This is a genomic window from Corticimicrobacter populi, assembly GCF_003123725.1.
Classification (GTDB): Bacteria; Pseudomonadota; Gammaproteobacteria; order Burkholderiales; family Burkholderiaceae_B; genus Corticimicrobacter; species Corticimicrobacter populi.
The window spans coordinates 168,910-192,634 of sequence record NZ_QETA01000007.1 but is presented as its reverse complement, the minus strand read 5'-3'; the positions used below and the strand labels follow the sequence as shown (position 1 = coordinate 192,634).

The 23,725-nt window shown below is 63.0% G+C and carries 23 protein-coding genes; 15 read left to right on the top strand and 8 right to left on the bottom strand.

Going from position 1 to position 23,725, the window contains the following annotated elements; genetic code table 11:
• Positions 1-5 precede the first annotated feature (5 nt).
• The 6 genes from DD235_RS15090 to DD235_RS15065 all read left to right on the top strand — a co-directional run bounded on the left by DD235_RS15090 (position 6) and on the right by DD235_RS15065 (position 7,489).
• Complete coding sequence (locus tag DD235_RS15090) at positions 6-1,160, top strand: polysaccharide biosynthesis/export family protein (protein ID WP_109062913.1); 1,155 nt, start codon at positions 6-8, stop codon at positions 1,158-1,160.
• A gap of 1 nt (position 1,161) precedes the next feature.
• Entirely contained in the window at positions 1,162-2,508 is a 1,347-nt protein-coding gene (locus DD235_RS15085; RefSeq protein ID WP_109062912.1) for an ABC transporter permease, read from the top strand.
• 9 nt (positions 2,509-2,517) lie between these two features.
• A complete protein-coding gene (locus DD235_RS15080; protein WP_109062911.1) occupies positions 2,518-3,228 on the top strand; it encodes a P-loop NTPase family protein in 711 nt (236 codons plus the stop codon).
• Positions 3,229-3,349: 121 nt separating this feature from the next.
• The gene (locus DD235_RS15075; RefSeq protein ID WP_109062969.1) at positions 3,350-4,384 is read left to right on the top strand and encodes a KpsE/RkpR family capsule polysaccharide export protein; all 1,035 of its coding nucleotides are present in this window, start codon (positions 3,350-3,352) and stop codon (positions 4,382-4,384) included.
• The gene (locus DD235_RS15070) at positions 4,377-6,299 is read left to right on the top strand and encodes a tetratricopeptide repeat protein (RefSeq protein WP_109062910.1); all 1,923 of its coding nucleotides are present in this window, start codon (positions 4,377-4,379) and stop codon (positions 6,297-6,299) included. The genes DD235_RS15075 and DD235_RS15070 overlap by 8 nt, the downstream gene beginning before the upstream one ends.
• Positions 6,296-7,489, top strand: a complete 1,194-nt coding sequence (locus DD235_RS15065; RefSeq protein ID WP_109062909.1) for a pectate lyase family protein — start codon at positions 6,296-6,298, stop codon at positions 7,487-7,489. The genes DD235_RS15070 and DD235_RS15065 overlap by 4 nt, the downstream gene beginning before the upstream one ends.
• A gap of 1 nt (position 7,490) precedes the next feature.
• Here DD235_RS15065 and DD235_RS15060 read toward each other — a convergent pair whose 3' ends face one another.
• Genes DD235_RS15060 through DD235_RS15050 form a run of 3 tightly spaced genes read right to left on the bottom strand, consistent with a single transcriptional unit; the run spans position 7,491 to position 10,067 of the window.
• Positions 7,491-8,198 carry a hypothetical protein gene (locus DD235_RS15060; RefSeq protein ID WP_109062908.1) on the bottom strand — a complete coding sequence of 236 codons (708 nt, stop codon included), beginning with the start codon at positions 8,196-8,198 and terminating at the stop codon, positions 7,491-7,493.
• Positions 8,199-8,227: 29 nt separating this feature from the next.
• Positions 8,228-9,079 (bottom strand): S-formylglutathione hydrolase, encoded by an 852-nt coding sequence (gene fghA, locus DD235_RS15055; protein WP_109062907.1) that lies wholly within the window; start codon positions 9,077-9,079, stop codon positions 8,228-8,230.
• Positions 9,060-10,067 carry an SdiA-regulated domain-containing protein gene (locus DD235_RS15050; protein ID WP_109062906.1) on the bottom strand — a complete coding sequence of 336 codons (1,008 nt, stop codon included), beginning with the start codon at positions 10,065-10,067 and terminating at the stop codon, positions 9,060-9,062. Before DD235_RS15050 ends, fghA begins: the two co-directional genes overlap by 20 nt.
• A gap of 164 nt (positions 10,068-10,231) precedes the next feature.
• On the opposite strand from DD235_RS15050, the gene rpoH reads away from it, so the two are divergent.
• A complete protein-coding gene (gene rpoH / locus DD235_RS15045) occupies positions 10,232-11,122 on the top strand; it encodes an RNA polymerase sigma factor RpoH (protein ID WP_109062905.1) in 891 nt (296 codons plus the stop codon).
• A gap of 75 nt (positions 11,123-11,197) precedes the next feature.
• Positions 11,198-11,917 carry a putative type VI secretion system effector gene (locus DD235_RS15040; RefSeq protein WP_109062904.1) on the top strand — a complete coding sequence of 240 codons (720 nt, stop codon included), beginning with the start codon at positions 11,198-11,200 and terminating at the stop codon, positions 11,915-11,917.
• A gap of 12 nt (positions 11,918-11,929) precedes the next feature.
• Here DD235_RS15040 and DD235_RS15035 read toward each other — a convergent pair whose 3' ends face one another.
• Positions 11,930-12,313 carry a hypothetical protein gene (locus DD235_RS15035; protein ID WP_109062903.1) on the bottom strand — a complete coding sequence of 128 codons (384 nt, stop codon included), beginning with the start codon at positions 12,311-12,313 and terminating at the stop codon, positions 11,930-11,932.
• Positions 12,314-12,441: 128 nt separating this feature from the next.
• On the opposite strand from DD235_RS15035, the gene DD235_RS15030 reads away from it, so the two are divergent.
• Positions 12,442-12,717 (top strand): hypothetical protein, encoded by a 276-nt coding sequence (locus tag DD235_RS15030; protein WP_146193520.1) that lies wholly within the window; start codon positions 12,442-12,444, stop codon positions 12,715-12,717.
• A gap of 74 nt (positions 12,718-12,791) precedes the next feature.
• Here DD235_RS15030 and DD235_RS15025 read toward each other — a convergent pair whose 3' ends face one another.
• Entirely contained in the window at positions 12,792-13,625 is an 834-nt protein-coding gene (locus tag DD235_RS15025) for an NUDIX hydrolase (RefSeq protein ID WP_109062968.1), read from the bottom strand.
• A 228-nt stretch (positions 13,626-13,853) separates the two neighbouring features.
• Here DD235_RS15025 and DD235_RS16810 point away from each other — a divergent pair, with 228 nt between their 5' ends.
• From DD235_RS16810 to DD235_RS15010, 3 genes are all read left to right on the top strand, one after another.
• The gene (locus tag DD235_RS16810) at positions 13,854-14,603 is read left to right on the top strand and encodes a PhaM family polyhydroxyalkanoate granule multifunctional regulatory protein (RefSeq protein WP_155574626.1); all 750 of its coding nucleotides are present in this window, start codon (positions 13,854-13,856) and stop codon (positions 14,601-14,603) included.
• 70 nt (positions 14,604-14,673) lie between these two features.
• Entirely contained in the window at positions 14,674-16,047 is a 1,374-nt protein-coding gene (gene glmU / locus DD235_RS15015; RefSeq protein WP_109062900.1) for a bifunctional UDP-N-acetylglucosamine diphosphorylase/glucosamine-1-phosphate N-acetyltransferase GlmU, read from the top strand.
• 14 nt (positions 16,048-16,061) lie between these two features.
• Positions 16,062-17,378 carry an MFS transporter gene (locus DD235_RS15010; protein WP_109062967.1) on the top strand — a complete coding sequence of 439 codons (1,317 nt, stop codon included), beginning with the start codon at positions 16,062-16,064 and terminating at the stop codon, positions 17,376-17,378.
• Here DD235_RS15010 and DD235_RS15005 read toward each other — a convergent pair.
• A complete protein-coding gene (locus tag DD235_RS15005; RefSeq protein WP_109062899.1) occupies positions 17,350-17,856 on the bottom strand; it encodes an Lrp/AsnC family transcriptional regulator in 507 nt (168 codons plus the stop codon). The genes DD235_RS15010 and DD235_RS15005 overlap by 29 nt on opposite strands.
• A 281-nt stretch (positions 17,857-18,137) precedes the next feature.
• On the opposite strand from DD235_RS15005, the gene glmS reads away from it, so the two are divergent.
• Positions 18,138-19,970 carry a glutamine--fructose-6-phosphate transaminase (isomerizing) gene (glmS, locus tag DD235_RS15000; RefSeq protein WP_109062898.1) on the top strand — a complete coding sequence of 611 codons (1,833 nt, stop codon included), beginning with the start codon at positions 18,138-18,140 and terminating at the stop codon, positions 19,968-19,970.
• Between the two features lie 31 nt (positions 19,971-20,001).
• A complete protein-coding gene (locus DD235_RS14995) occupies positions 20,002-20,553 on the top strand; it encodes a cupredoxin domain-containing protein (RefSeq protein ID WP_109062897.1) in 552 nt (183 codons plus the stop codon).
• A 13-nt stretch (positions 20,554-20,566) separates the two neighbouring features.
• On the opposite strand, the gene DD235_RS14990 is transcribed toward DD235_RS14995, so the two are convergent.
• Positions 20,567-21,025: an HIT family protein gene (locus DD235_RS14990; RefSeq protein WP_109062896.1), complete on the bottom strand. Its 459-nt coding sequence runs from the start codon at positions 21,023-21,025 to the stop codon at positions 20,567-20,569.
• A gap of 57 nt (positions 21,026-21,082) precedes the next feature.
• Positions 21,083-22,606, bottom strand: coding sequence for a polyphosphate:AMP phosphotransferase (gene pap / locus DD235_RS14985; protein ID WP_109062895.1), 1,524 nt, complete (start codon positions 22,604-22,606; stop codon positions 21,083-21,085).
• A gap of 64 nt (positions 22,607-22,670) precedes the next feature.
• On the opposite strand from pap, the gene epsC reads away from it, so the two are divergent.
• Positions 22,671-23,594 (top strand): serine O-acetyltransferase EpsC, encoded by a 924-nt coding sequence (gene epsC, locus DD235_RS14980; protein WP_109062894.1) that lies wholly within the window; start codon positions 22,671-22,673, stop codon positions 23,592-23,594.
• Positions 23,595-23,725: the final 131 nt, after the last annotated feature.

Below are 23,725 nucleotides of genomic sequence, written 5' to 3'. Positions count from 1 at the left end.
ACGCTATGCAAAAGAACGCGCCGGTCTTTGCGCCGCAACGCAAGGCGGCACTGCTCATGGCAGTGCTTGTCCCCCTGTTCGTGGCGGGCTGTCAGTTGCCGCGTACTGGTCCGATGCTGTACGAGATGACTGCGGCCAACGACGCCAGAGATGTGGTCGTGGTGGAGGTGACGCCTGAGCACGTGCGCGCCAGCCGCATGCCCGCTGTCGAGGATTTCCCGCAGCATTATCGCGACCTGACACATGCCGGCTTCGACCGTCTCGTGCCTGGCGACGGGATCAACGTGACGGTCTGGGAGCGTGATGGTCTGGGCGTTTTCGCTGCCGATGCCACGGGTGCAAGCAACCTGGGGAATCACCAGGTCGACGCTCAGGGTGATCTGTATGTGCCCATCCTGGGCAACTTCAAGGCGGCGGGCATGACGTTGTCGGCGCTGCGCAATGCCATCGTGGCTCGCCTGAGCAAACTGGTTGTGGCGTCCGACGTGGCGGTGAACCGCGTGGGCGAACGCGGCCAGATGGTCACCGTTCAGGGCAATCTCACCAAGCCGGGCATGTATCCGATCACGCAGACAGCCCAGCGCCTGAGCAGTGCGCTGGCGCTTGCGGCACCGGTGCAGGAGAACCCCGAGCAGATGGTGATCACGCTGCGTCGCGACAACCAACTGGCCTCGGTGCGCCTGGCTGATATCTATCGCAACCAGGACAATGACATCCTGCTGCGTGCGGGTGATGTCATCACGGCGAGCGACGCGCGCGAGCACCTGACGGTGCTGGGTGCCGCTGGCAACCAGGGGCGTGTCGCCATCAGCAAGCGCAACTACACCGTGCTGGATGCGCTGGCCGATGCCCGCGGCCTGGACGGTGCGACTGCGGACCCGCGTTCCGTCTTTTTGTTCACGCCGGCGCAGGCCGGGGTGGACGGCAAGCCGGACTCCGTCCCGGTCGTCTATCAGTTCGATCTCACCAAGCCTGAACAGGTGGCGATGGCGCGGCAGTTCGCGGTGCGCGAGGGAGAAGCGATCTATATCTCGGATGCGCCGTTTGCTCAGGTCCAGAAGGTCTTGTCGGCCTTCAGGTTCTCGATGAGCGCTGGCTTCAGCGCGACACGCCAGATCGATGGCGGTTCGGGTCCCACCAATTCGGTGATTCCGGAATAGCGTGGCGACGAGCAATGAGGACCGCATTCGCGGCTGGCGCTCGCGCCGACAGGGCGGCAACTACACCGTGGGTGCGGGCGTCTCCGAGTGGCGGCTGGATCCGGCTGCGCTGTTCGACAGCAACTCGTCGCCGGCCGTTCTGTTCAAGCCATTGCTGGCGCGGTTGCAGGGCGAGCCGCACGATTCGGTCGCAGCCCGGCGGGCAGTGTATGACGCGATCCAGTCCGAGCTGGACGAGGCGGTTGTGCGTGAGGGGGCCGACGAGATGGTTGCCGACTTTTCCCGCCGGCGGCTGCGTCTCATCGTGCGCCTGCTCGAACACGATATCCGCACGGATGTCGATGTGTTCAAGCCTGGCTACATGCCGGCCAAGCTGGTGGAGGAAGACCTTCGGCTGAATGCGGCGCACGAGCGACGCGTGCAGCGGCGCAGGCAGGAAGAAGCGCAGGAGGCGCGACGCCATGCGTCGCGCAACGATATCGCGCTGGAGATTGCGCTTGCTCCTGCCGAAACCGGAGACCTGGCGATCCTGCGCGACCGCATGCGTGGCCTGCACCTGGGGCACACGCCGCGCCATGCAGACGAAGGCGGGGGCGGTGTGCGCACCCTGTTCGCGCTTTTCATCTACCAGTTGCAGGTGATGCACGGTGAAAGCCGGTTTGCCCTGGTCTGGGCCCTGATCGGCCCGGTGGTGCTGCTGACGCTGATCACGTCGATGTACATCATCCTGGGCACACACTACATCATGGGCATGGACGTGCTCACGTTTTCGATGGTGGGGGCCACCACATGGATCATGTTTCGCCAGGTCACCCTGAGAACCAGCACGGCCTACGTCTCGGCGCGGGGCCTGCTGAACCTGCCGGGTGTGACGCCGCTGATGTGCGCGGTCGTGCATTCCTTTCTCTACACCGTGGTGTACCTGGTGGTGTTCGGCGTGCTGATCAGTGCAGGCCATGCGCTGAACCTGGTCACGCTGCCGGATCATGTGACCGGTTTCCTCATGTTCGTCGTGTCGATGGGGGTGTTTGGCGGGGCGTTGGGCGTGCTGTTCGGTGCGATCTCGACTACCTGGCGTTTCTTCCTGAGGGTGGCGCCGATCATCGAACGTTTCCTGCAACTGTTTTCGAGCGTTTTCCTGGTGTCGGAGCAGTTGCCGGAGCAGTACCGTCCCTGGGTCCTGTGGTCGCCGCTGGCGCATGGCATGCAACTGCTGCGGTCGGCCTATTTCACCAACTACACCTCGCAGGACGCGCGTCTGAGCTACTTCCTGATCGCGTTGGTGTTCATGATTGTCATAGCCTGGGCTGCCCAGCGGCTCGTGCGCAGCGATGTCCAGCCCATGTGAGCGATAGCGATGATCCATCTATACGGCGTCACCGACGAACCCTTTGCATTCGGCAGCAGGCAGCCGCTGCTGATCGATGCCGACCTCGATATTCCGGTCGGGCGCTATGCGCTGCTTTCGCCCACGCCCGAGCGGCATCGCCAGGTGATCGATGTGCTGTGTGGCCTGCGTCCGCCGCGCCATGGGTTCGTGCGGCACGAAGGTCATATTTCCTGGGCGATCGGACGGCAGGGTTTCGTGCGCGGCAAGGCCAATGGCCTGAACATCATCCAGCTGGTGGCCGACCGCTACGAGTTGGATGCCGGGGAAACGGCCGATCTCGTCGCCGATCTCATCACCGAGCCGCAATGGCTGGCCAGGCCCATGGAGCACTGGCCACTCTACATCCGGCAGGAGTTCTCGTTTGCGCTGGCGCTGGCACCCGCTTTCGACATCTACGTGATCGAAGGGACGATTCCTTTCGAGCCCTGCCGGTTCACCCGTCTCTGGCTGGCGTTGTTTGAGGAGCGCCTGGTCGGACGGACGCTTGTTTTTTCCAGTTATCGCCAGAACCAGTTGGCGGATTACTGCTTCAAAGGCCTAGTTTATGAACGAAGCGCTCTCAGAATCGAAGAAGACCTCGACCAGTGCATCAGCAAGTACCCACCAAGACGATCCAGAGACGACTCCGGGTCAGGTGAGGAGTCCTTCGGAGGCGGCTTCGATGACGTCGGCTTCTGACAACGGCTCCGAGATCGAGCGCCGCCGCCATGACCGCGACGCGGCGCTGCGTGGCCGCCTGCGCCGGCGCTGGATCAGCGCGGGCATCGTCATTGCACCTGTGGTGTGTGCGCTGATCTATCTGTTCAGTATTGCCACTCCTCGCTACGAGGCGGAATCGCGTTTTTTCGTGCAGTCGGCTTCCAGTCAGCAACCCGCCGCGGCCCCCGGGGCGGCAAGCCTGATCACCACCGGTAACGCGGGCGGCATGATGGGCGGTTTCGTGGACGGCTGGGCGGTCAGGGACTTTCTGCTGTCGCGTGACAGTATGCGCCAGCTCGACAAGAAGATCGATTTGCGCCAGTACCTGGTCCAGGACGGTCTGGATCCCGCCAACCGGCTGGCGGAGGATGCCAGCGAGGACGCGCTCTATCGCGCCTACCAGGCCTCGGTTCATGTGTCGTTCAATGCACTCGAACAGATCGACGTGCTGCGCGTCAGCGCGTTCTCGCCAGAGCATGCCATGCTGCTGTCGAAGGAGCTGATCGGCCTGGCAGAAGAGTTCGTCAGCCGTCTGAATGCGAAGGGTGTGTCCGACAAACTGAAGGTCAGCGAAGAGTCGCTGCGGCAAGCCGAGGCAAAGGCGCTCGAAGCCCGTGAGGCCCTGACGGCATGGCGCACGGACCACGGCAATATCGATCCCACCGCCACGGTGCAGATGCTGCTCAATCACGCCAGCCAGCTCGAAAGCGAATTGAACAGCGCGAAGATCAATCTGGACAAGATCCGTGCGCTGGGCAACAGCGATCATCCCATGCTGCGGCCCGCGCAGATGCAGATCACGGCCCTGCAGAGGCGGATCGAGGGGGTGCGCGAGCGCCTGAGCGGGCAGGGCAATACGGAGGCGACGCTGCTCAAGTCGTACGAGGCCCTGAGGAACGCCCAGGGATTCGCGGATTCGAACCTGACCCTGGCGCAGCAGTCGCACCAACAGGCGCTGGTCGATACCCTGCGGCTGCAGCGTTACCTGTCGATCATCGTGCAACCGGTCGCGACCGACAGGCCCAGCAGCCCGCGCATGTGGACGCTGCTGCTGGAGGCCCTGGCACTGGGTTTTGCACTGCTTTTCGTCGTACGCGTTTCGATGTCCTTGTTGAGGGGGCTGCGCCATGGCTGAGTTGAATGTAGCGACCCCAGGGGCGCAAGCCGAGGCGGCGGCCCGGCTGCTGGCGGTCATTCAGCGTATCCGCAGCGCATCGGATCCGGCCAGCGCGATGGCCGATTTCGATGCGGCGCTGGTGCTTGCGGCCGACGGCTGGCGCGATGCCAGGCGGCTGCTGGTGTCTCCCTATGTGAAAGAAGGCCAGTTTGCGTTGGCCATCTCTGCGCTCGACGTGCTGATTGCCGCCTATCCGCAACGTGTGGAGGATCGCCGCATGCTTGCCAGCCTGTTGGGGCGCACGAAGCAGTGGGATCGTGCGATTGTCGAGGCGGATGCTGCCGCCGGGCTTGAGCCGGATGATGCAACGCTGCATGCCGCAAGGATCCAGCTGCGCCTGCAGGCTGGGCAAGTTGGCGAAGCCGCGTCTGTGGCACGCGCCACGGCCGACAAGGCGGGCGGTGGGGGCACCGATGCGAGCGCGTGGATGATGGCGTTCATTCGCAATGGGGAGACGTCCGAGGCTGCGCGCATGGCCGCGACGCTGGAGCCGGCTGCCTTGCCCAACGCGCGCGTGGCGGCGATGGCGGTGCGCACGCTGCTGGAGGATGACCGGGTCGATGCGGCGATCTGCTTCGGCGAGGCGGCCCTGAACGCTGCCCACGACAGCGCGGCCCTGCGCACCTCTCTTGGCCTGTCGTATTTGCGGCGCGCGACGGAAGCGGATCGCAAGGTGCATGCCCTGGCGCATTTCGAAGCCGGCCTGAAGGCCGCGCCCGATGACGTCAGGCTGCTGTCCCTGCATGGCGAAACACTGTTGCGTGCCGGACAGTACCGTGACGCGGTGCCGTTCTTGAAGCAGGCGCTGGTGCTGGCTCCGGACATGGAACAGACGCGGATGCTGTATGCGCGCGCGCTGCGTTATTCCGCGCAGCATGACGAGGCGGCAGACCAGTTGCTGATCCTGCTGGAGAAGGCTCCCGACAGTCTGCTGCGACAGCGTTCGGCGATCGGCGCGCTGTCGCAGGCGGGCCGCAAGGAAATGGCCGAAACCCTGTATGCGCAATACGTGGCCAACCGCAGCAAACTGCTGCCCGACTCGTTCCAGGAGGCCGTGGCCGATGTCTCGCAGCGGCTGCATACTGCCCCGATCCCGCAGGCGCGGCTTGACTGGGCGTGGTCGTTGCGCGGCGATACTACCGTTGATCGTGCATCATGGGAGCGTGCGGCGCGCTGGGGCCACCTGATGGACCAGTTGTTGTTCGATTGGCTGGAGTGTCGGGAGGAGCGCGCCGAAGAGGCCATGCAACTGCTGGGCGATCTCGAGCCCGGCGAGCGTTTCTTTGCGCCGCTGCTGGCTTCTGGCCGGGGCGTTGTGGTCGCTACGGCGCATGTGGGGCCGATGTATGCCGCGCTGATGGCCCTGGAACTGCTGGGTATTCCCTCGCGCTGGCTGGCCACGGCACCGAATGTCGAGCAGAGCAGCTACTCGCAGGCATTGATTTCTACCGCCGACCAGTCGGAGGCGCAGGTTGCCAAAGCCTGCATCCGCGCGATTGGTTCGGGCTACGTACTGGGGCTGGCCGTGGATGGCGCAGCGAACCCCGCTGCCCCGCGGACGACCTTCGAGGGGCAGGAAGTGACTTATTCGAGCTTTGCCTCGCGCATGGCGCACCGCCTTGGCGTGCCGTCGGTCTTCTATGCCCCGCGCTGGGAGAACGGTCTGGTGACGTTCACGCTGGAGATGTTGCCTGCGGTGCTGCCCGGCGAAGATGCGGATGCCTATGCCCAGCGCTGGCAGGCAGCCTATTTTGCGCTGCTGCGCGAGCACCTGGCGGGACCTGCCGAGAACTTGCGCATGAGTGGCGGGATCTGGCGTCATGTCACGCCGGCGGACCGGTCTGCCGTCCTGTCGGCAGCGGAGCGTGCATGAAATATTGGCTGCTGGTGGTTGTGCTGTGGATGAGCGGCACCGCCGCAGCCAGCGAGCCGTGCGCCGTGCCGGATGCGCAGTGCCCGATCGTGTCGTCGCTGCTGCAGCATCGCGAAGGCTATGGGCAGAACGTCACGGGTGGCCTGGATGGCCGTTTCGTCGAGGTGACGTCCGACCAGGACGACGGGCCTGGCACGCTGCGTGCGGCGCTGGAAGACGCGAGGCAGTCGGCTTTGCCCACCTGGATCCGCTTTGCCTCGGACATGACGATCGTGCTGAAGACGCAACTGCGCGTGCCGTCGAACATCACGGTGGATGGGCGGGGCAGGCGCGTCACCCTGATCGATGACGGGTTGGGCGTCTATCGCAGCAGGAACGTGATTCTGACGCACATGAGTATCGACGGGCGTCTGACCCGGTTCACGCAGGCGGTGAATGTCGCCAACGACAGCCGGGACGTGTGGGTCAACCACATGGATCTGGCCCGTTTCTCGGACCGGCTGTTGAATGTGAAGAATGGCTCGACCGACGTGACGGTATCGTGGAACAAGTTCCATGATTCCAACAAGGTCATGCTGTTGAACAACATCACGTCGAAGAACATGTACGAGAACTACGAACGCGACAGGATCGCGCGCGTGACGCTGCATCACAACTACTTCCTGAACACGGTACAACGCAATCCCAGGGGACAGTTCGGCACCTTTCACCTGTACAACAACCTGCTGGAAGACTGGAACCTGTATGGCATGAGCTTCAGCCTGGAGGCGCGTGCGCTGGTCGAAGGCAATATCTTCAGCAACCACGCCCAGCGCGTCTGCCTGGAGCCAGAGCGCACACCGACGGTTCACGGGATCGACGTGAACTATTGCGACAAGCTCCCGGACTCGCCCAACAGGACTGCGCTGGAGAACGGTGCCGCCGACCGGCGCAATTATGAGCGGACGCAGGCCCAATATGGCTACGAGCGAGGCTACAAGGCCTTCCTGCGGGTGCGGGACAATCTTTACCTGGGCGAGGCCAGGGCCGTGCTGGAGGATGATCAGCCCGAATCCGTGCCGAATCCGCCTTATTGCTATGGCTACGAGCAGCCCACGCCGGCGGTGGTGGACAGGATCCGCGCGCTGGCAGGGAACACCAGCGGGGATGTGCCGATCATTGTCCCGCGTCGGGGGCCTGCATGTTCCTAGTTCACTGCGCCGGTGACTCGGGCGGTGTCTTGCGCGGCCGGCCGCGCTTGCCCGGTGTGGCCCGGCGGCTGGCATCGGCACCCAGACGCTGGGTATAGGCGGGATCGCCCAGCGCCCATTGTCCGTACAGCGCCTGTGCGATGCGGCGTGCCTGGGCTTGCCCCAGGCCGCTTTGCAGCAGGGCGCGGTAGCGTGCCTGGCGGTCAAAAGGCGTATTGCCGCATTGCCAGTAATCGGGATGGTCGCTGAGTGCGACCGGTGAGCTGGGCAAGGTGCCTGCATGCAGGCCTGCCGAGGACCAGGGCCAGGACTCTGCATCGCCGGTAATGCCGGTGCGCACGGGCAGGGTTTCCAGCCAGATCTGTGCTGGCAACAGCCAGGTGCCGGCTTCGACCAGCGTGGAGCGGTAGCGGCTGGAGAATACGCGTCCGGTACGCAGGCGTGCCGCCAGGTTGCGCCCCAGCGTCTGCATCAGTCTTGGCAAGGCCTGGGCATCGGTGGGTGTGGCCAGCAGCAGGACCTGGTCGTACGACAGCGCCCAGGCATGCAGTGCGACCTGCTTTTCACGTGCGCCCGCCTTGAGCCAGGCAACCAGCTGGTTCAGGTGCTCGGTTGCCTGGGCCGTACCGTGATGGTTCAGTGCGGTGCTGAACGAGGCCTGGATCAGTTGGGGCTGACCAGGCGCGTAGAGTCGGGGAAGGCGTGCCATGCTGCGGGTGTCACAGGCCGGGAAGTGGATCAGGCACCCAGCCGTTCGGCGTGAAAGGCAAGGTGATCGGCGATGAAAGTCGAGATGAAATAGTACCCGTGATCGTAGCCGGCGTGGCGGCGCAGCGTCAGTGGCTGGGCCGACTGGGCGCAGGCCGCTTCAAAGATGTCGGGCCGCAACTGGTTCGGCAGGAACTGGTCGGCCAGCCCCTGGTCGATCAGGATACCTTCGGGAAACGGCGTGTGTGCCTGTTTCATGAGTTCGCTGGCGTCATGTTGCTTCCAGGTTTCATGATCCTTGCCCAGGTAATGGGTAAAGGCCTTGATGCCCCAGGGGCAGTGGGTGGGGTTGGCAATGGGGGCAAAGGCTGAGACCGAGCGAAAGCGCGTGGGATGGCGCAATGCCAGCGTCAGTGCGCCGTGTCCGCCCATGGAGTGCCCGGTGATGCCGATGCGCTGCCGATCTGCGGGAAACTCGCCACTGCTGGCGATCAGGTCAAACAGCTCCTGAGCCACATAGCTTTCCATCCGGTAGTGTGCTGCCCAGGGTGTCTGCGTGGCATCGAGATAGAAGCCGGCACCGCTGCCGAAGTCCCAGTCATCGTCTTCGCCGGCGATGCCGGCACCGCGTGGACTGGTGTCGGGCGTGACCAGCATCAGGCCATGTTCGGCCGCGAAACGCTGCGCACCGGCCTTGATCATGAAGGTTTCTTCCGTGCAGGTCAGGCCCGCCAGGAAGAAAAGCACCGGTACCGGGCCTTCCTCGGCCTGGGGCGGTACATAGACCGAAAAGCGCATCGGCAGGCCGATAACCTGCGACTCGTGGCGATAGTAACGCTGCCAGCCGCCGAAGCAGCGATGTTCACTGATACGTTCCAGCATGATCGGAATCCTCCTTGGTGTCTGCAATCGGGGCCAGCCGGTAGAACAGGTTGGGCTCACTGACCATATAGATCATACCGTCCTGGCCGAGTGTCAGGCCTTCGGCCTGTGGAATGTCCGGATCGCCGGGCTGGTGGCCGAGATGGCGGGCGCTGAGCGGCTGGCCGTTTTCATCGAGTTCCAGCAGCGCCTGCGACTGCTCGCTGAGCAACAGCAGGTGGCCACGGGCCGGATCGAACTGCACAGCCGAAAAATCGCGGGCGAAGCCGGTGGGCGCGAGCCAGTTGCTCAGGTCATGGATCTGGAGGCCGTCGGGCGAGCAGTTCAGCACGTCGCGACACAGGCCATCGATGCGGTAGAGGGCCTTGGGCGAATGCTCCTTGACGGCGTAGAGCCGGTCTTGTGCACGGTCATAGCTGAGGCCTTCGATGCCGCTGTTGCTTTTTTCGCCAGGCCCGACGGCAAAGCGTGGCGCATGGGTCAGATCAATGGGACCGGGTTGTTCGGGCAGGCGGGCGATGACGACCTGACCATGCTTTTCATCGCTCAGTGCAACCTGGCCATGCCCCAGATAGCTGACCCCTTCTGTGTCGGAGATGCCTTCCAGCGGATAGGCGGCCTTGAAGTTACCCGCCAGATCGAGCGCGACCAGTGTGGGAGGCCGGTTCAGCACGGCCAGCAGTTCCTGGCGCTCGCCGACGAAACTCAAGCCGGACAGGTTGTTGTCGATTTCGGGAATGCGATGCCACGAGACGACGCGGTAGTCCGGCAGCCAGAAGGCGCTGTTGCGATCCTGTTCATCGTTCCAGACAGTTTCATCCATTTGCCGTCCCTGGAACCAGGTGATCAGGGTATCGTGCAGGTGCTGGTAGCGTATGGCATAGAACAGCCAGCCACCGAGCAGGGCGGTCAGGGACAGGATGATCAGGATGCGAGCGAACAGGCGGGTTGCCGTCGGACGCTTTGAGGCGGGCGGGGGTGAACTCACGCGAGACAATCCTGGAGGGTGCGGCTGGGTGCAAATTATATAGGCTATACCGGTGGCCGGAAGGGAACCAAATGTGTATGTCGCAGTCGAATTAGCACTCACCTAATAGGAGTGCTAATATAAATACCTTGTCGATCAACGATCGCTTTCAGGAGACTGCCTCCATGAAACACGCAAACCAGCCGCTGGCCCTGTCAGGCAATGCCCTGGCGGCAGCGGTTGCCAATCCGGGCGCACTGGGTTCGCTGGATGCCTATATTGCTACTGTCAACCGACTGCCGGTGCTGAGTGCCGAGCAGGAGACCACGCTTGCGCAGCGCCTGCGCGACGAGGGTGATCTCGAGGCTGCGCGCCAACTGGTGCTTTCGCACCTGCGACTGGTCGTGTCCATCGCGCGCCAGTACATGGGCTATGGCCTGCCGCATGGCGATCTGGTGCAGGAAGGCAATATCGGCCTGATGAAAGCCGTCAAGCGTTTCGACCCGGCACGCGGTGTGCGGCTGGTGTCGTTTGCCGTGCACTGGATCAAGGCCGAAATCCACGAATTCATCGTCCGCAACTGGCGGCTGGTCAAGGTCGCCACCACCAAGGCACAGCGCAAGCTGTTCTTCAACCTGCGCAGCATGCGGCCCGACGGCCGTACGCTGGATCCCGAGGCGGTGCAGGGCATTGCCGACAAGCTCAATGTTCGGCCTGAAGATGTCGCCGAGATGGAAGTGCGCATGTATGGCCATGAGGTCGCGCTCGAAGCACCGGTCGATGCGGACGATGATCATCGCTTTGCACCTGTGGCCTGGCTGTCCGACGAAGGCGAGCAGGAGCCCAGTCAGGTGCTGGAGCGGCAGGCGCATGATGAACTGCAGAGCACCGGACTCAAGCGTGCCCTGGATGTGCTCGATCCGCGTGCCCGCCATATCGTCGAATCCCGCTGGCTGGGTGACGAAAGCGGCCCGACCCTGCAGGACCTGGCACAGCAGTATGGTGTGTCGGCAGAGCGCATCCGCCAGATCGAGGCGGCTGCGATGAAAAAAATGCGGGTGGCCCTGGCTGCCTGACGACGCAGCATATTGTGTGGTGCCTTGGCCGTGCATGACCCGCAGTAATCTGCGCCCTCGAATTCATTATCCGGCATGAGCAGCGTCCCCTATGAACGCCTGGTTGGCAAAGTATCGGAACTGAGCACGATGACAGGTCGCCAGGATTTTGTCTGGCGGCAGGGGGATCGTGACGTCGGTGCGGTCGCGGCGACCGGGCTTGCCCTGGAAGGGCTGGCGGGTGCTGCGGCGAGTGCGGCAGCCAGTCAGGGCGATGCAACCGATCCCATCATGACTTTTCAATGCCGGGTAGGGCCGTATCCGGTGACCGGCTTTCTTGGCAACGTCGGGTTCCTCGACGAGGATGAAGTGATTGTGCTGGGGCAGCGTCAGGGTGACACTTGGGTTGCCCGGGCCGTTGCCCGACCATTGGATCGAACCATCTGGATGCCGCCGCACAGCGGCCGTGGACATCGGGCTTTCCTGAAAATGTTGCTGCTGGGCTGGGGATCGGCGTGCCTGCTGGGGTCTTTCCTGTTTGCCATGGTGATGGATATCATCCACGGCATGCCGATGGACTGGTTCTGGTGGCTGACATCCAGTCTGGTTACGGGCACGATGCTGATGTTGGTCGTTGGCCTGGTTGCGTGGCGCGTGTATCCCTACGCCGTGATGTCCAGTCGACTGTTTCTGGCGTTGGGGCTGCCGAATCCCAGTCGGGTCAATTTGCCTCGGCTGACACGACAATACTTGCGTGGCACCCCTGATGCCACGTCGAGGTTCCACCCCATGACACCCTGGGTCTTTCGGTACTGAGCCGCTCGCACGTCATGCGCGCACGAGGGTGCGTATATATTCGACCTCTTCCTCCAGCAATGCCAGCCAGGTCTGGCAAACGAGGGGATCGGCGGGGGCTGCGGCGTGTTTGCGTGTTTCGGCCTGAATGGCGTTGATGGCAATGTCCAGCATGGCCTGTGCCTCGACTTGCGACTCGCCACCCTCCAGCAGCAATTGCAACCCCAGTGTTCGGGCATGCTCCAGCCGTCCGGTTGTGGCTCCTTCGCATTGATCCAGCGCGTATGCCATCGACATCATCAGCGTAATGGTATGCAAAGCACTCGGTTCGATCGGTTTTTCGCCGTCTTGCAGGGGATCACCGTACAGGATTGCCAGTTGCTCGCGCCGTGCCTGATGTCGTGCTTTGTCTGCCATGTTGTTTCCCTGTAAAACGTCACCATAACGGAATGATGCGGCACGGCCAAGTGCGGCAAAGTCCCTGCTACACTGGGCCGATGGAATGGTTGATCAGTGCTCTCGTACAACTTCTTGGTGCGCTGTCTGTGATAGTGGCCATTGCAGCCGTGCTCCTTGGCGGGCTGTTGCTGCTGCTTGTCCTGTTTGACGGGTCGGGTGGCCTCATCCTGAATAGCGTCGGTATCCTGGAACCGCTGATTGTTCTGGGTATCGGCAATCTCATCTGTCTCGTACTCAACGCAGGTATCCTGGCACTGCGCCGTGGGCATACGGATCTTGACTGGTTGCGCGACCGTGTCGTGCGTCGGCAACTGTGGCCGGCGCTGCTGTTGCTGCCGGTGGGGGGCTTGCTGTTGCTGTGACGGCTCGGGTACCAGATCGTGCCGCGATGCATTGAGTAGAAGGCGTCTGACCGTGCAGCAGCGTGCAATGGCGGTCAGGTGGCCTGGCTGTAGTGCAGCAATCCCTCGACCAATACCAGCGCTGCTTCCTGCGTGAAGTCTCCCGCTTCCAGCATGGCGGTGACTTCGAGGGGAGATGCCGTTCGGATGGCCATGACTTCGCCGTCCTGGTTGGCAGGCCGCACGTCCGGCGACAGGATGCAATCGCTGACGATGATGTCTTCAAGCTGATAGCCTTCCGGCAGACGGCTGCGCACACGCCAGATGGTGCGCAGTGGGCTGCGCGAGTTCAGGTCTGCAGGCGCTAGCCCGGCTTCTTCGGCGCTTTCGCGCAGCAGCGCCGTTTCCATGCTTTCGCCATAGGCGGCCAGGCCGCCGACCAGGGTATCCCACATGCCGGGGTCGGTGGATTTGGTCAGGGCGCGCTGTGCGATCCAGAGATTGCCTTCAGGCGTCCATGCATTGAGATGCAAGGCGAATGTCAGCAGTCCGAATGGCCGTACCGCACCACGCTCCAAGGCTGCAAAGACCTGGCCTGACGCGTCGGTGACGGGCAGCGTTTCGTCGCGCCAGGTGCGCAGGCAGCCAGCATCGCGCAGTTTCAGCGCCAACGCTGCCAATGCTGCATCCAGTGCCGGGCCGGGTGGAATGTCATGAAACAGTTCCAGGCCGTCGTCATGGCGCACGCAGACAGGGTTGTCGGCCAGGGCGGCCTGTGCTGCCGGATCGAGCCAGCCGCATAGCCTGCCGGCGATCCGCAGTGGCCGGCTTGCAGGCACGGGGCTGGATGCCGACTGCTGTTGGTAGCGTTGCTGCAGGCGTTGCAGGGTTTCGATGGCAGCTGCGGGCAGCACAGGGGCGGGTATCATGAGCATGCGCTATTTTAGCGTGCAGGGTCTTGAGCAAAAAAAAGGACACCTGCAGGAGGTGTCCGGAATGCCCGTCTCTATTTGGGAGGGGAAGGAGGAGAAGCCGAGACGGGCAGGAAAACTGATGATATTCATGCAGCATCCAAGGGTTAGTCCTTGCCTGGTGGCGAAAGTTTCAGGAAATCCTGTATCTTTCCAATCAATTTGTATCTTTGTGTGGAGGCAGTCATGGCAGCAGATTCTTTCAATCCATTTGCAATACCGGGCGGCCTGGGGAGCATGGGGAACAACCCTCTGCTGTCGGGCATGGACATGATGCAGCAGGCCTGGGGCGGCCTGGCCGGGCCACAGGGCCTGGCCAGTGGGCTGCCGTTGGCAGCAGGGCTGGATCCTCAGGAGCTGGATCGTCGCATCACGGAACTCAAGACGGTGCAGGGCTGGTTGCAGTTCAATCTGTCCATGCTGAGCAATACCATCCAGAGCCTGGAGGTGCAGCGTGCCACGATGGCTGCCCTGCAGGGATTTTCTGATGGTCTGCTGGCTGCGGCACGGACCACAGGGCAGGCGGCAGAACGCAGCCAAGCGCAGGCTGCCGCTGGCAAGAATGGCACCGCCGGCGAAGCTGATGCTTCAAAGTCGGCGACGGGCACGGCAAGCGAGGCGGCCCAGGCTGTTTCGGCGGCGTTCGGGCAATCGTCGCAGGCCTGGTGGGATACCCTCAATACACAGTTCACCCAGATCCTGGACATGGTGCGAGTCAGTGATGCGGTTGTCGCGCCTGCGGCCTCCGCTACGCCGGCTTCGGCTCCTGCCTCGGCGGAAAAGACTGTCGGAGCGAGGAAAAAAACGGCAACTGCCCGGAAAGCGACGGCTGTCAAGAAAACGGCGACCAGCACGCCTGCCGCACGCAAACCGGTCGCAAGAAAAACTGCCGCCCGCAAGCCTGCGGCCAGCAAGGTGGCAGCAGATAAAAAGTAACGACCGCACATGGCGGGGCCAGGGGCGGCATGACACAATATGCATATCTCAAACCTCGGGGATATGACCCATGTTGAATATCGTCATCCTGGCTGCCGGACGCGGCAAGCGCATGCAGTCCGATTTGCCCAAGGTGCTGCATCCCATCGCCGGCCGTCCCATGCTGGGTCATGTGCTGGCCAGTGCTGCTGCGCTCGAGCCGGCGCGCGTGGTGGTCGTGATCGGCCATGGCGGCGAGCAGGTCCGGCAGGCCTATGCCGACTGGCCCGGGATCCGCTTTGTGCTGCAGGAACCTCAACAGGGCACGGGTGATGCCGTGCGCCAGGCGGTGCCGGAGCTGTTGGGCGGCGATGGCCCGGATGACGCTACCCTGGTGCTGTATGGCGATGTTCCCCTGGTGCAGCCGGAAACGCTGCGGCGTCTCCTGGCTGCACGTGGCCAGGGGCTGGCCCTGCTGACCGAAACGTTGGCCGATGCGACGGGCTATGGACGCATCGTGCGCGATGCTGCCGGGGCCATCCAGCGCATCGTCGAGCACAAGGATGCGTCAGAGGCCGAGCAGGCCATCCGCGAGGTCAATACCGGTATCCTGGCAGCACCAACCAAGGCGCTGATCGGTTGGCTGGCGTCTCTGGATAATGACAACGCGCAGCAGGAGTACTACCTGACGGATGTCGTCGGCATGGCCGTGGAAAGCGGTGTGTCGGTGCAGGCTGCGCAACCCGCTGCGGGTTGGGAAACCCTGGGTGTCAACAGCCGTGCCCAGCAGGCTGCCCTGGAGCGCGCCTGGCAGCAGGAACAGGCGCGTCGCCAGCTCGAGGCTGGCGTGACACTGGCCGATCCGGCCCGTTTCGATGTGCGCGGTGAGTTGCTGTGTGGCAGGGACGTGTTCATCGATGTGGGTTGCGTGTTCGAAGGCCGTGTCGAACTGGCCGATGGTGTGCATGTCGGTCCCCACTGCGTGCTGCGCGATGTGACCCTCGGCGAGGGGGTGCGCGTCGAGGCGTACAGTCATCTTGAGCGCGCCACAGCGGCGCAGGGTGCGAAGATTGGTCCCTATGCCCGTCTGCGGCCCGGAGCCGAGCTGGGCGAGGACAGCCATGTCGGCAACTTCGTCGAGGTCAAGAATGCCCGTATCGGCAAGGGTTCCAAGGCGAACCACCTGTCCTATGTCGGCGATGCCGAAGTGGGGGCCCGCGTCAATATCGGTGCCGGCACGATCACCTGCAATTACGATGGTGTCAACAAGCACAAGACTGTGATCGAGGATGATGCCTTCATCGGTTCAGATTCCCAACTGGTGGCACCGATCACGGTCGGTGCCGGTGCCACGATCGGCGCAGGTACGACGCTGACGCGCGATGCGCCGGCGGGTCAACTGACGGTATCGCGTACCCGGCAGACCAGCATTGAAGGCTGGGAACGGCCCGTGCGCACGTCGTGACCGACGGCTTGCCGATGCCCCGCCGCCTGTGGGCGGCGGTGGTGCTGTTGCTGGGCATCGGCCTGACGGTGCTTGACGCCAGCAGCCTCAATGTGGCGCTGCCTGCGATTTCCGACGAGTTCGGCGTGCAGCCGGCATCGGTGGTCTGGATCGTCAATGCCTACAGCCTGACCGTACTGTCGCTGTTGTTGCCTTTGGCTGCCGTGGCCGAGCGGGTTGGGTTCAGACGCATGTTCGTGTGCGGCATGAGCCTGTTCCTGGCGTCGGCGGCACTGGGGGCGCTGTCGACCTCGCTGCCCTGGCTGATTGCGGCGCGCATGGGCCAGGGAGTGGGCGCGGCCAGCCTGATGTGTCTGTTCGGGGGGCTGGTGCGAGCCATCTATCCCCGCGAAATGCTGGGGCGCGGTATCAGCTGGAACGCCATGACGGTCGGCATGACTGCGGTGCTGGGGCCGTCGATCGGTTCGACGATCCTGGCAGCAGGCTCCTGGCGCTGGATTCTGTTGTTGAGCCTGCCGATCGGCCTGCTGGCCCTGGCCGGTGTGCGCAAGTTGCCGGAAGTGCCGACTGTGCGTGCGCGCTTCGACATGGCCAGTGCCCTGCTCAGCATGCTGATGTTCGGGTTGTTCGTGGTGGGGTTGGATCATCTGGCTAGTCATCCGCTGCGGGCGCTGGCGATGATGGCCCTGGCTGTCTTGCCGGGCCGCTTGCTGTATGTGCGCTCGCGTCGTCAGGCGGCACCACTGGCACCCGTGGACCTGCTGCATATCCCGGCCATTGGGTTTGCGGTCAGTGCCTCGGCATTCATGTTTGCGGCGCAGATGGCCACCATTGTTTCGCTGCCGTTCTATTTTCTGAAGGTATTGGGGCGCGATTATCTGGAGCTGGGCATGCTGATGGGAGCCTGGCCTATCGGGACGGCAGTGATGGCTCCGGTGGCTGGATGGCTGTCGGACCGGGCACCGGCTGCGCGGCTGTCGGCCATCGGTGCCGCCGTGATGGTGGCCGGGCTGGCCACGTTGCTGGGCCTGCCGAAGGACGTCGGCAATGGCTGGATCATGCTGACCATGACGCTGACCGGCATCGGTTTCGGTTTTTTCCAGACCCCCAACAATCGGGCCATGCTGTCGTCGGCTCCACTGGAGCGCAGTGGTGCGGCAGGTGGCATGCAGGCGACCACCCGGGTATTCGGGCAGAGCGTGGGGGCCGCCTGTGTGGCGGTGGGGTTTGGTCTGCATGATACGCAGGGACCGATACTGGGGCTGTGTGCGGCGTTGCTGTGTGCGTCGGCAGCGGTGGCACTCAATCTGTGGCGGATGCGGGCGGAGTGAGGGCGATCCGGGTATCGAACTTGGCCCGGTTGATGGAAAAGAAGGTCCGTACGTTGCGGACATTTTTCTGCCCCGTGAAGAAGCGATGTGCCAGTGCGTGGTAGGCCGGCATGTCGGTGACCTCGATGATCAGCACGAAATCCGGCCCCTGTGAGACGCGATAGCATTGCTGGATGGCGGCTTCGGCCTGGCAGGCGCTCTCGAATGCTGACAGCTGTTCCTCAGCCTGCTGGTCGAGCGTGATCTCGACGATGGCGGTCAGGCTGGGGCGGATGCGGTTGGCGTCGAGCAGTGCGACTTGGCGTGCGATCACGCCGGTTTCGACGAGCCGTCGCACACGCCGCAGGCAGGTGGCAGGTGAGGTATGACTCAGGTGGGCCAGCTCCTGATTGGTCAGGGCGCTGTTTTCCTGCAATAGCGCGAGGATGCGGTGGTCTGTATCGTCGAGCTCGATGCGTGTGGATGCTGCAACAGTCATGATGGTCGTGATGCCTGCTATGTATGGAGGTGTGAACCTGGCTTGTGCTGTGCGAGCGCATGCAGGGGATACTGATGTGGGCATCCTGTATTCAATCAGCTTTAATGATATTAAATTTCTAAAAAAATAAACATGGGAAATTAAATTTCCTGACAAATATGTGTGGAAATTAAATTTCCATATTTATTAAAAAAAGAAATCATATTTCTCGATGGCTGCCGCACAATGCACCCATCTCAATTCATTCGGGCTGCGATAGCCTTTTTACTGGAGCGGATTCTATGTGTGGCATTGTTGGCGCCGTGGCGCAACGTGATATCACCCCTGTGCTGGTCGAAGGTCTGCGACGGCTCGAATACCGTGGCTATGATTCCTGCGGCGTGGCCGTGCATGCCGATGGGCAGTTGCGCCGTTCGCGCAGCACGCAGCGCGTGGCCGAACTGGCCGAGCAGATCGAGCATGATCACCTGGCCGGGTTCACCGGCATTGCCCATACCCGCTGGGCTACGCATGGCGCGCCCGTCACGCAGAATGCGCACCCACACTTTTCCGGACTGAACCTGGACGAGCCGCGTATCGCGCTGGTGCACAACGGCATCATCGAGAACCATGACGAGCTACGCGCCGAACTGACCCAGATTGGCTATACCTTCGTCAGCCAGACCGACACCGAGGTGGTCGCGCATCTGGTCGATCACCTGTATGCCGGGGATCTGTTCGAGGCCGTGCAGCAGGCCGTGCGTCGCCTGCAGGGTGCCTATGCCATCGCCGTGTTCTGCCGCGACGAGCCGCACCGCGTGGTTGGAGCCCGCCAGGGCTCGCCGCTGGTGGTCGGCGTCGGCGAGGGCGAGAACTTCCTGGCGTCGGATGCGCTGGCACTGGCAGGCACGACGGACCGCATCATCTACCTTGAAGAAGGCGACGTGGTCGATCTGCAGCTCAACGGGGTCTGGGTCGTCGATGCCGAGGGCCGTCGCGTCGAGCGCGAAATCCATGTGGTGCACGTGCATACCGGCGCTGCAGACCTGGGACCGTATCGCCACTTCATGCAGAAAGAAATCTTCGAACAGCCGCGTGCGGTGGGCGATACCCTGCAGGACATCGAGTCGATCACCCCCGAACTGTTCGGCGACCAGGCCTACAAGATTTTCAAGCAGGTGGATTCGGTCCTCGTGCTGGCCTGCGGCACCAGCTACTACGCCGGCCTGACTGCCAAGTACTGGATCGAATCCATCGCCCAGGTGCCGGTGTCGGTCGAAATCGCCAGCGAATACCGCTATCGCGACAGCGTGCCCAATCCCAACAGCCTGGTCGTGACCATTTCCCAGTCGGGCGAAACGGCTGATACGCTGGCTGCGCTCAAGCATGCCCGCAGCCTTGGCATGCAGCACACCCTGACGATCTGCAACGTGGCGACCAGCGCCATGGTGCGCGAGTGCGCGCTCAACTTCATCACGCGTGCCGGTGTCGAGATCGGGGTGGCTTCGACCAAGGCCTTCACCACGCAGTTGACGGCCTTGTTCATGCTGGCCCTGTCCCTGGCGCAAGTGCGGGGAAGGCTGAGCGAAGAGGCCGAGGCGCAGCACATCAAGGCGTTGCGTCACCTGCCGACGGCGATTGGCGCGGTGCTGGCCCTGGAGCCGCAGATCATTGCCTGGGCCGAGCGCTTTGCCGGCAAGGAGAATGCATTGTTCCTGGGGCGCGGCATGCACTACCCGATCGCCCTCGAAGGCGCGCTCAAACTCAAGGAAATCAGCTACATCCATGCCGAGGCCTACCCGGCCGGCGAACTCAAGCATGGCCCGCTGGCCCTGGTGACCGAGCATATGCCGGTGGTGGTGGTGGCACCGCACGATGCCCTGCTGGAAAAGCTCAAGTCCAATATGCAGGAAGTGCGCGCACGTGGCGGCGACCTGTATGTGTTTGCCGATGCCGATAGCCGTATCGCCTCGTCCGAAGGTACCCACGTGATCCGCATGCCAGAACACTACGGCATGCTGTCCCCCATCCTGCATACTGTGCCTTTGCAATTGCTGTCGTATCACACGGCCTGCGCGCGAGGCACCGATGTGGACAAACCACGGAACCTTGCAAAGAGTGTCACTGTCGAATAAAGGTTACAACCTTGTCTGACAGGAGTGCATGATGAAGAAGATCGCAATGCTGGCGGTGTTGGCGCTGGCACCGATGGTGGCCTGGAGTGCCGGCAACCATACCGGTGGACACGGCAGCCCGGCCCAGGGGGACACCAGCGCGTCTGCCCATGGGCAGGCCGGGCATGGCTCCGCAGCGCATGACCATGGTACGGGTGGCGGTCACGCCGCTGTCGATATTGGTCAGCCGGGTGAGGCGGCCCAGGCCAGCCGTACGGTCGAAGTATCCATGGACGACATGATGCGCTTCTCGCCAGCCAGGATCGATGTGGCTGCCGGGGAAACCGTACGCTTCGTCGTGCACAACAATGGCGACATCGCTCACGAAATGGTGCTGGGATCGCTCGAAGACCTGCGCGCGCATGCCGTACAGATGCGCGAGCAGCCGGGCATGGCGCATGCCGAGCAGAATGCCGTCAGCCTGGAGGGCAAGGCCAGTGGCCAACTGGTCTGGACGTTCGGCCAGTCCGGCACGGTGGATTTTGCCTGCCTGCTGCCCGGACATTCCGAGGCCGGCATGGTCGGTCAGATCTCGGTAATCTGATTCCCGGATCGCGTCAGCGCAGCGCCAGAGCGCTGCGTATGTGCGCATGGCATTCCGGCAGTCGTGCCCGGATGGCCTTCAGCCTGCTGTCGTGCCAGATCACATGGCGTGCCGGATCGTGCTTGGGCGCGGCCCACACAGGGTCTGGAAAGTGCAGGTCATCCTGCCAGCGCGGGATCAGGTGCCAATGCAGGTGCGGCACCATGTTGCCAAGCGAGGCCAGGTTGATCTTGTGCGGCTGCAGCGTGTCGCGCAGTGCCTGTTCCACCGTCCACACCGCCTGCATCAGGTGTGCCCGTGCAGCGGGTGGCAGGTCTGTCATCTCGGCAGCATGCGCGTTCCAGATCACCCGGGTAAAACCCGGATAGGCCGGATCATCGACGGCGATGACGCGGAATTGCTCATCGTGCCAGATCAGAGTTTCGTCCTGGGGTTGGCAGAGCGGGCAAGAGGCGGGTGTTTCAGTATGCATGGCTCGGCAGGGTCTGTGCGAGGCTTCTTTTAAGTGAGTGTGGCGGGCCCTGGCGTGTCAGGAGGCCTCGTGGAACTGCGACTCGATCGATGGTTCCTGGTAGACCGGAGCCTGGTCAGCGCCCTCGAGTGCCAGCACCACGGCCTTGAGCACTTCGATGCGGGCGCGGCGCTTGTCGTTGGTCGCCACCACATGCCAGGGGGCGTGCGGTGTGTCGGTGCGGCGCAGCATCTCGTCGGCAGCGGTCTTGTAGGTGTTCCAGCGGTTGCGGTTGCGCCAGTCCTCGTCGGTGATCTTGTAGTGCTTGATGCTGGAACGCATGCGTTCCTCGAAGCGCTTGAGCTGTTCGTCCTTGGTGATGGCCAGCCAGAACTTCAGTACCAGCGTGCCATTGGCGACCATCTGGGCTTCGAAGTTGTTGATCTCGCCGTAGGCACGCTGCCATTCGGCGGGCTTGGCGAATTTCTCGACCCGTTCGACCAGTACGCGGCCATACCATGAGCGATCGAAGATCGCGATGTGCCCGTGGCGTGGCAGGGGACGCCAGAAGCGCCAAAGGTAGGGGCGAGCCCGCTCGTCTTCGCTGGGGGCGGCCACCGGATAGACGTCGTAGTAGCGGGCGTCGAGCACATCGGTAATGCGGCGAATGGCTCCACCCTTGCCGGCAGCGTCCTGGCCTTCGAAGGCGATGACCATCGAGCGGTGCGCAAACTCGGGGGTTCGGGCCGCACGGGCCAGCCGGGCCTGCCAATGCTGCAGTTCGGATTCGTAGTCGCCTTTTTCCAGTGCGGGAGCGTACTCCATGCCGGTCAGCCGTACCGTGTGCGGATTGAGCGGCACGCTGGTGGGGGCGTGGACGGTGACCTTGCGAGCGGGCTTCTGGCGCAGGGCGTCGAGCACGGTCAGGCCGGTACGCACGCTGCGCAGGTTGTCGTTGGAACTGGGAATGATGACCCAGGGGGCATGATCCTGGTGCGTCAGGCCGATGGTGTCCTCGGCGGCCTGGCGCAGGCGCTTGAAGCGCTTCTGTACCTTGAGGTCTGCTTCGGTGACTCGCCAGGCTGTATCTGGGTCAGCCAACAGAGTTTCGGTGCGTTTTTTCTGGGCTTTGGCCGACAGGTGGTACCAGAGCTTGACGACCTGTACGCCTTCCTGAGCCAGCATGGCTTCGAACTGGTTGATCTGCGAGGCATAGCGGCGGATCAGATCGGGGTCGGGTTTTTTGCGGCTGGCCTCGGTCAGCAGCGAACCGTACCAGGAACCGAAAATCACACCGGTCTCGCCCTTGGCCGGCAGATCACGCCAGTAGCGCCACATGGCCGGGCGCATGGCTTCGAGATCGCTCAGCTCGCCATAGGCCAGGGTGCGAATGTGGCGTGGATCCATCCAGCTGTTGAGCTGGTTGATGGTCGAACCCTTGCCGGCACCGTCGATACCGGCGACCACGATCAGCAGGGTCTGGCGTTTCTCGTCGAGTCGGCGGTACTGTTCCCGCAGCAAGCCGGTACGCAGTTCCTCGATGAAGTCGGCAGATTGCTGCGCCTTGGGCAGGGATGGGGCGTTTTCGGCTTCCTCGAACATGCCGGATTCCTGATCTTCTATGAATGGAAAGCGTAATATACGCATGTTCAACCGGTTATGTCATATGAATTCCAGATCCAATCCCTACCAGCGCGTGGCCATTGCCTACTCCCATTGGGGCGTGGAAGAAGTGGTTTCCGCATTGCGTGAATCGCGCGAAGTTACGCACAAGATCCGCTATCTCGGCCGCATCCGCGAACTGCCTTCGCGCGAGGCGGTGTCCAGTGTGGTGCATGGGTGTGCGGCCAGCCTGTTTCCCACGCACTATGGGCATGCCGACCTGACCGAGGAAAGCATCGACTATTTTGTCGGCACCACACTCAGCTCGACCCTGGCGATATTGGTCGAGCAGGTGCGCCGGGCGCTGTTTTTCGTGCAGGGACGTGAGCCGGGGACTGACGAGGCCATCGAGGCCCAGGCCGTTGAACTGACACGTCGGTTTGCGGCTGCATTGCCGGGTATCCGTGCGCTGTTGGTCAGCGACATCCGGGCGGCCTACCAGGGTGATCCTGCTGCCGGCAGCGTGTCAGAGGTGCTGCTGTGCTATCCCGGCGTCAGTGCGATCATCTCGCATCGACTGGCGCATGAACTGTATCGTCTGGGTGTGCCGATGCTGGCGCGGCTGATCTCCGAGATCGCCCATTCGGAAACCGGGATCGACATCCATCCCGGCGCGCAGATCGCCGAGAGTTTTTTCATCGATCACGGTACCGGGGTGGTGATCGGCGAAACCGCCATCATCGGCCGTAATGTCCGGCTCTACCAGAATGTCACGCTGGGGGCCAAGCGCTTTCCGGTGGCCGAGGATGGTTCCCTGGTCAAGGGCAATGCCCGCCATCCCATCGTCGAAGATGATGTGGTCGTCTATGCTGGTGCCACCATTCTGGGGCGTGTCACCATCGGGCGGGGCTCCGTGATCGGCGGCAATGTCTGGCTGACGCACGATGTGCCGGCCGGCAGCAGCATCAGCCAGGCGCGCTGTTCCTGATCCGGTTCCCATTTCAGGGCGTTGCTGCCATGGGCACAGCCTGGTGCCGTTACGCCCTGTATCTCATCGCCGCCATCCCAGTCATACTGCTGCAAGAGAATGCATGCGAGAATGCCGCCAGTTCGAATGGC

Bases quoted from the DNA above. Each gene is read 5' to 3' on its own strand.
- DD235_RS14990 (WP_109062896.1), bottom strand. From the start codon at position 21,025: ATGCATACTGAAACACCCGCCTCTTGCCCGCTCTGCCAACCCCAGGAC.
- DD235_RS15090 (WP_109062913.1), top strand. From the start codon at position 6: ATGCAAAAGAACGCGCCGGTCTTTGCGCCGCAACGCAAGGCGGCACTG.
- DD235_RS15060 (WP_109062908.1), bottom strand. From the start codon at position 8,198: ATGGCACGCCTTCCCCGACTCTACGCGCCTGGTCAGCCCCAACTGATC.
- epsC (WP_109062894.1), top strand. From the start codon at position 22,671: ATGAATTCCAGATCCAATCCCTACCAGCGCGTGGCCATTGCCTACTCC.
- DD235_RS15035 (WP_109062903.1), bottom strand. From the start codon at position 12,313: ATGGCAGACAAAGCACGACATCAGGCACGGCGCGAGCAACTGGCAATC.
- DD235_RS15065 (WP_109062909.1), top strand. From the start codon at position 6,296: ATGAAATATTGGCTGCTGGTGGTTGTGCTGTGGATGAGCGGCACCGCC.
- rpoH (WP_109062905.1), top strand. From the start codon at position 10,232: ATGAAACACGCAAACCAGCCGCTGGCCCTGTCAGGCAATGCCCTGGCG.
- glmU (WP_109062900.1), top strand. From the start codon at position 14,674: ATGTTGAATATCGTCATCCTGGCTGCCGGACGCGGCAAGCGCATGCAG.
- fghA (WP_109062907.1), bottom strand. From the start codon at position 9,079: ATGCTGGAACGTATCAGTGAACATCGCTGCTTCGGCGGCTGGCAGCGT.
- DD235_RS15010 (WP_109062967.1), top strand. From the start codon at position 16,062: ATGCCCCGCCGCCTGTGGGCGGCGGTGGTGCTGTTGCTGGGCATCGGC.
- DD235_RS15025 (WP_109062968.1), bottom strand. From the start codon at position 13,625: ATGATACCCGCCCCTGTGCTGCCCGCAGCTGCCATCGAAACCCTGCAA.
- glmS (WP_109062898.1), top strand. From the start codon at position 18,138: ATGTGTGGCATTGTTGGCGCCGTGGCGCAACGTGATATCACCCCTGTG.
- DD235_RS15080 (WP_109062911.1), top strand. From the start codon at position 2,518: ATGATCCATCTATACGGCGTCACCGACGAACCCTTTGCATTCGGCAGC.
- pap (WP_109062895.1), bottom strand. From the start codon at position 22,606: ATGTTCGAGGAAGCCGAAAACGCCCCATCCCTGCCCAAGGCGCAGCAA.
- DD235_RS16810 (WP_155574626.1), top strand. From the start codon at position 13,854: ATGGCAGCAGATTCTTTCAATCCATTTGCAATACCGGGCGGCCTGGGG.
- DD235_RS15040 (WP_109062904.1), top strand. From the start codon at position 11,198: ATGAGCAGCGTCCCCTATGAACGCCTGGTTGGCAAAGTATCGGAACTG.
- DD235_RS15070 (WP_109062910.1), top strand. From the start codon at position 4,377: ATGGCTGAGTTGAATGTAGCGACCCCAGGGGCGCAAGCCGAGGCGGCG.
- DD235_RS14995 (WP_109062897.1), top strand. From the start codon at position 20,002: ATGAAGAAGATCGCAATGCTGGCGGTGTTGGCGCTGGCACCGATGGTG.
- DD235_RS15005 (WP_109062899.1), bottom strand. From the start codon at position 17,856: ATGACTGTTGCAGCATCCACACGCATCGAGCTCGACGATACAGACCAC.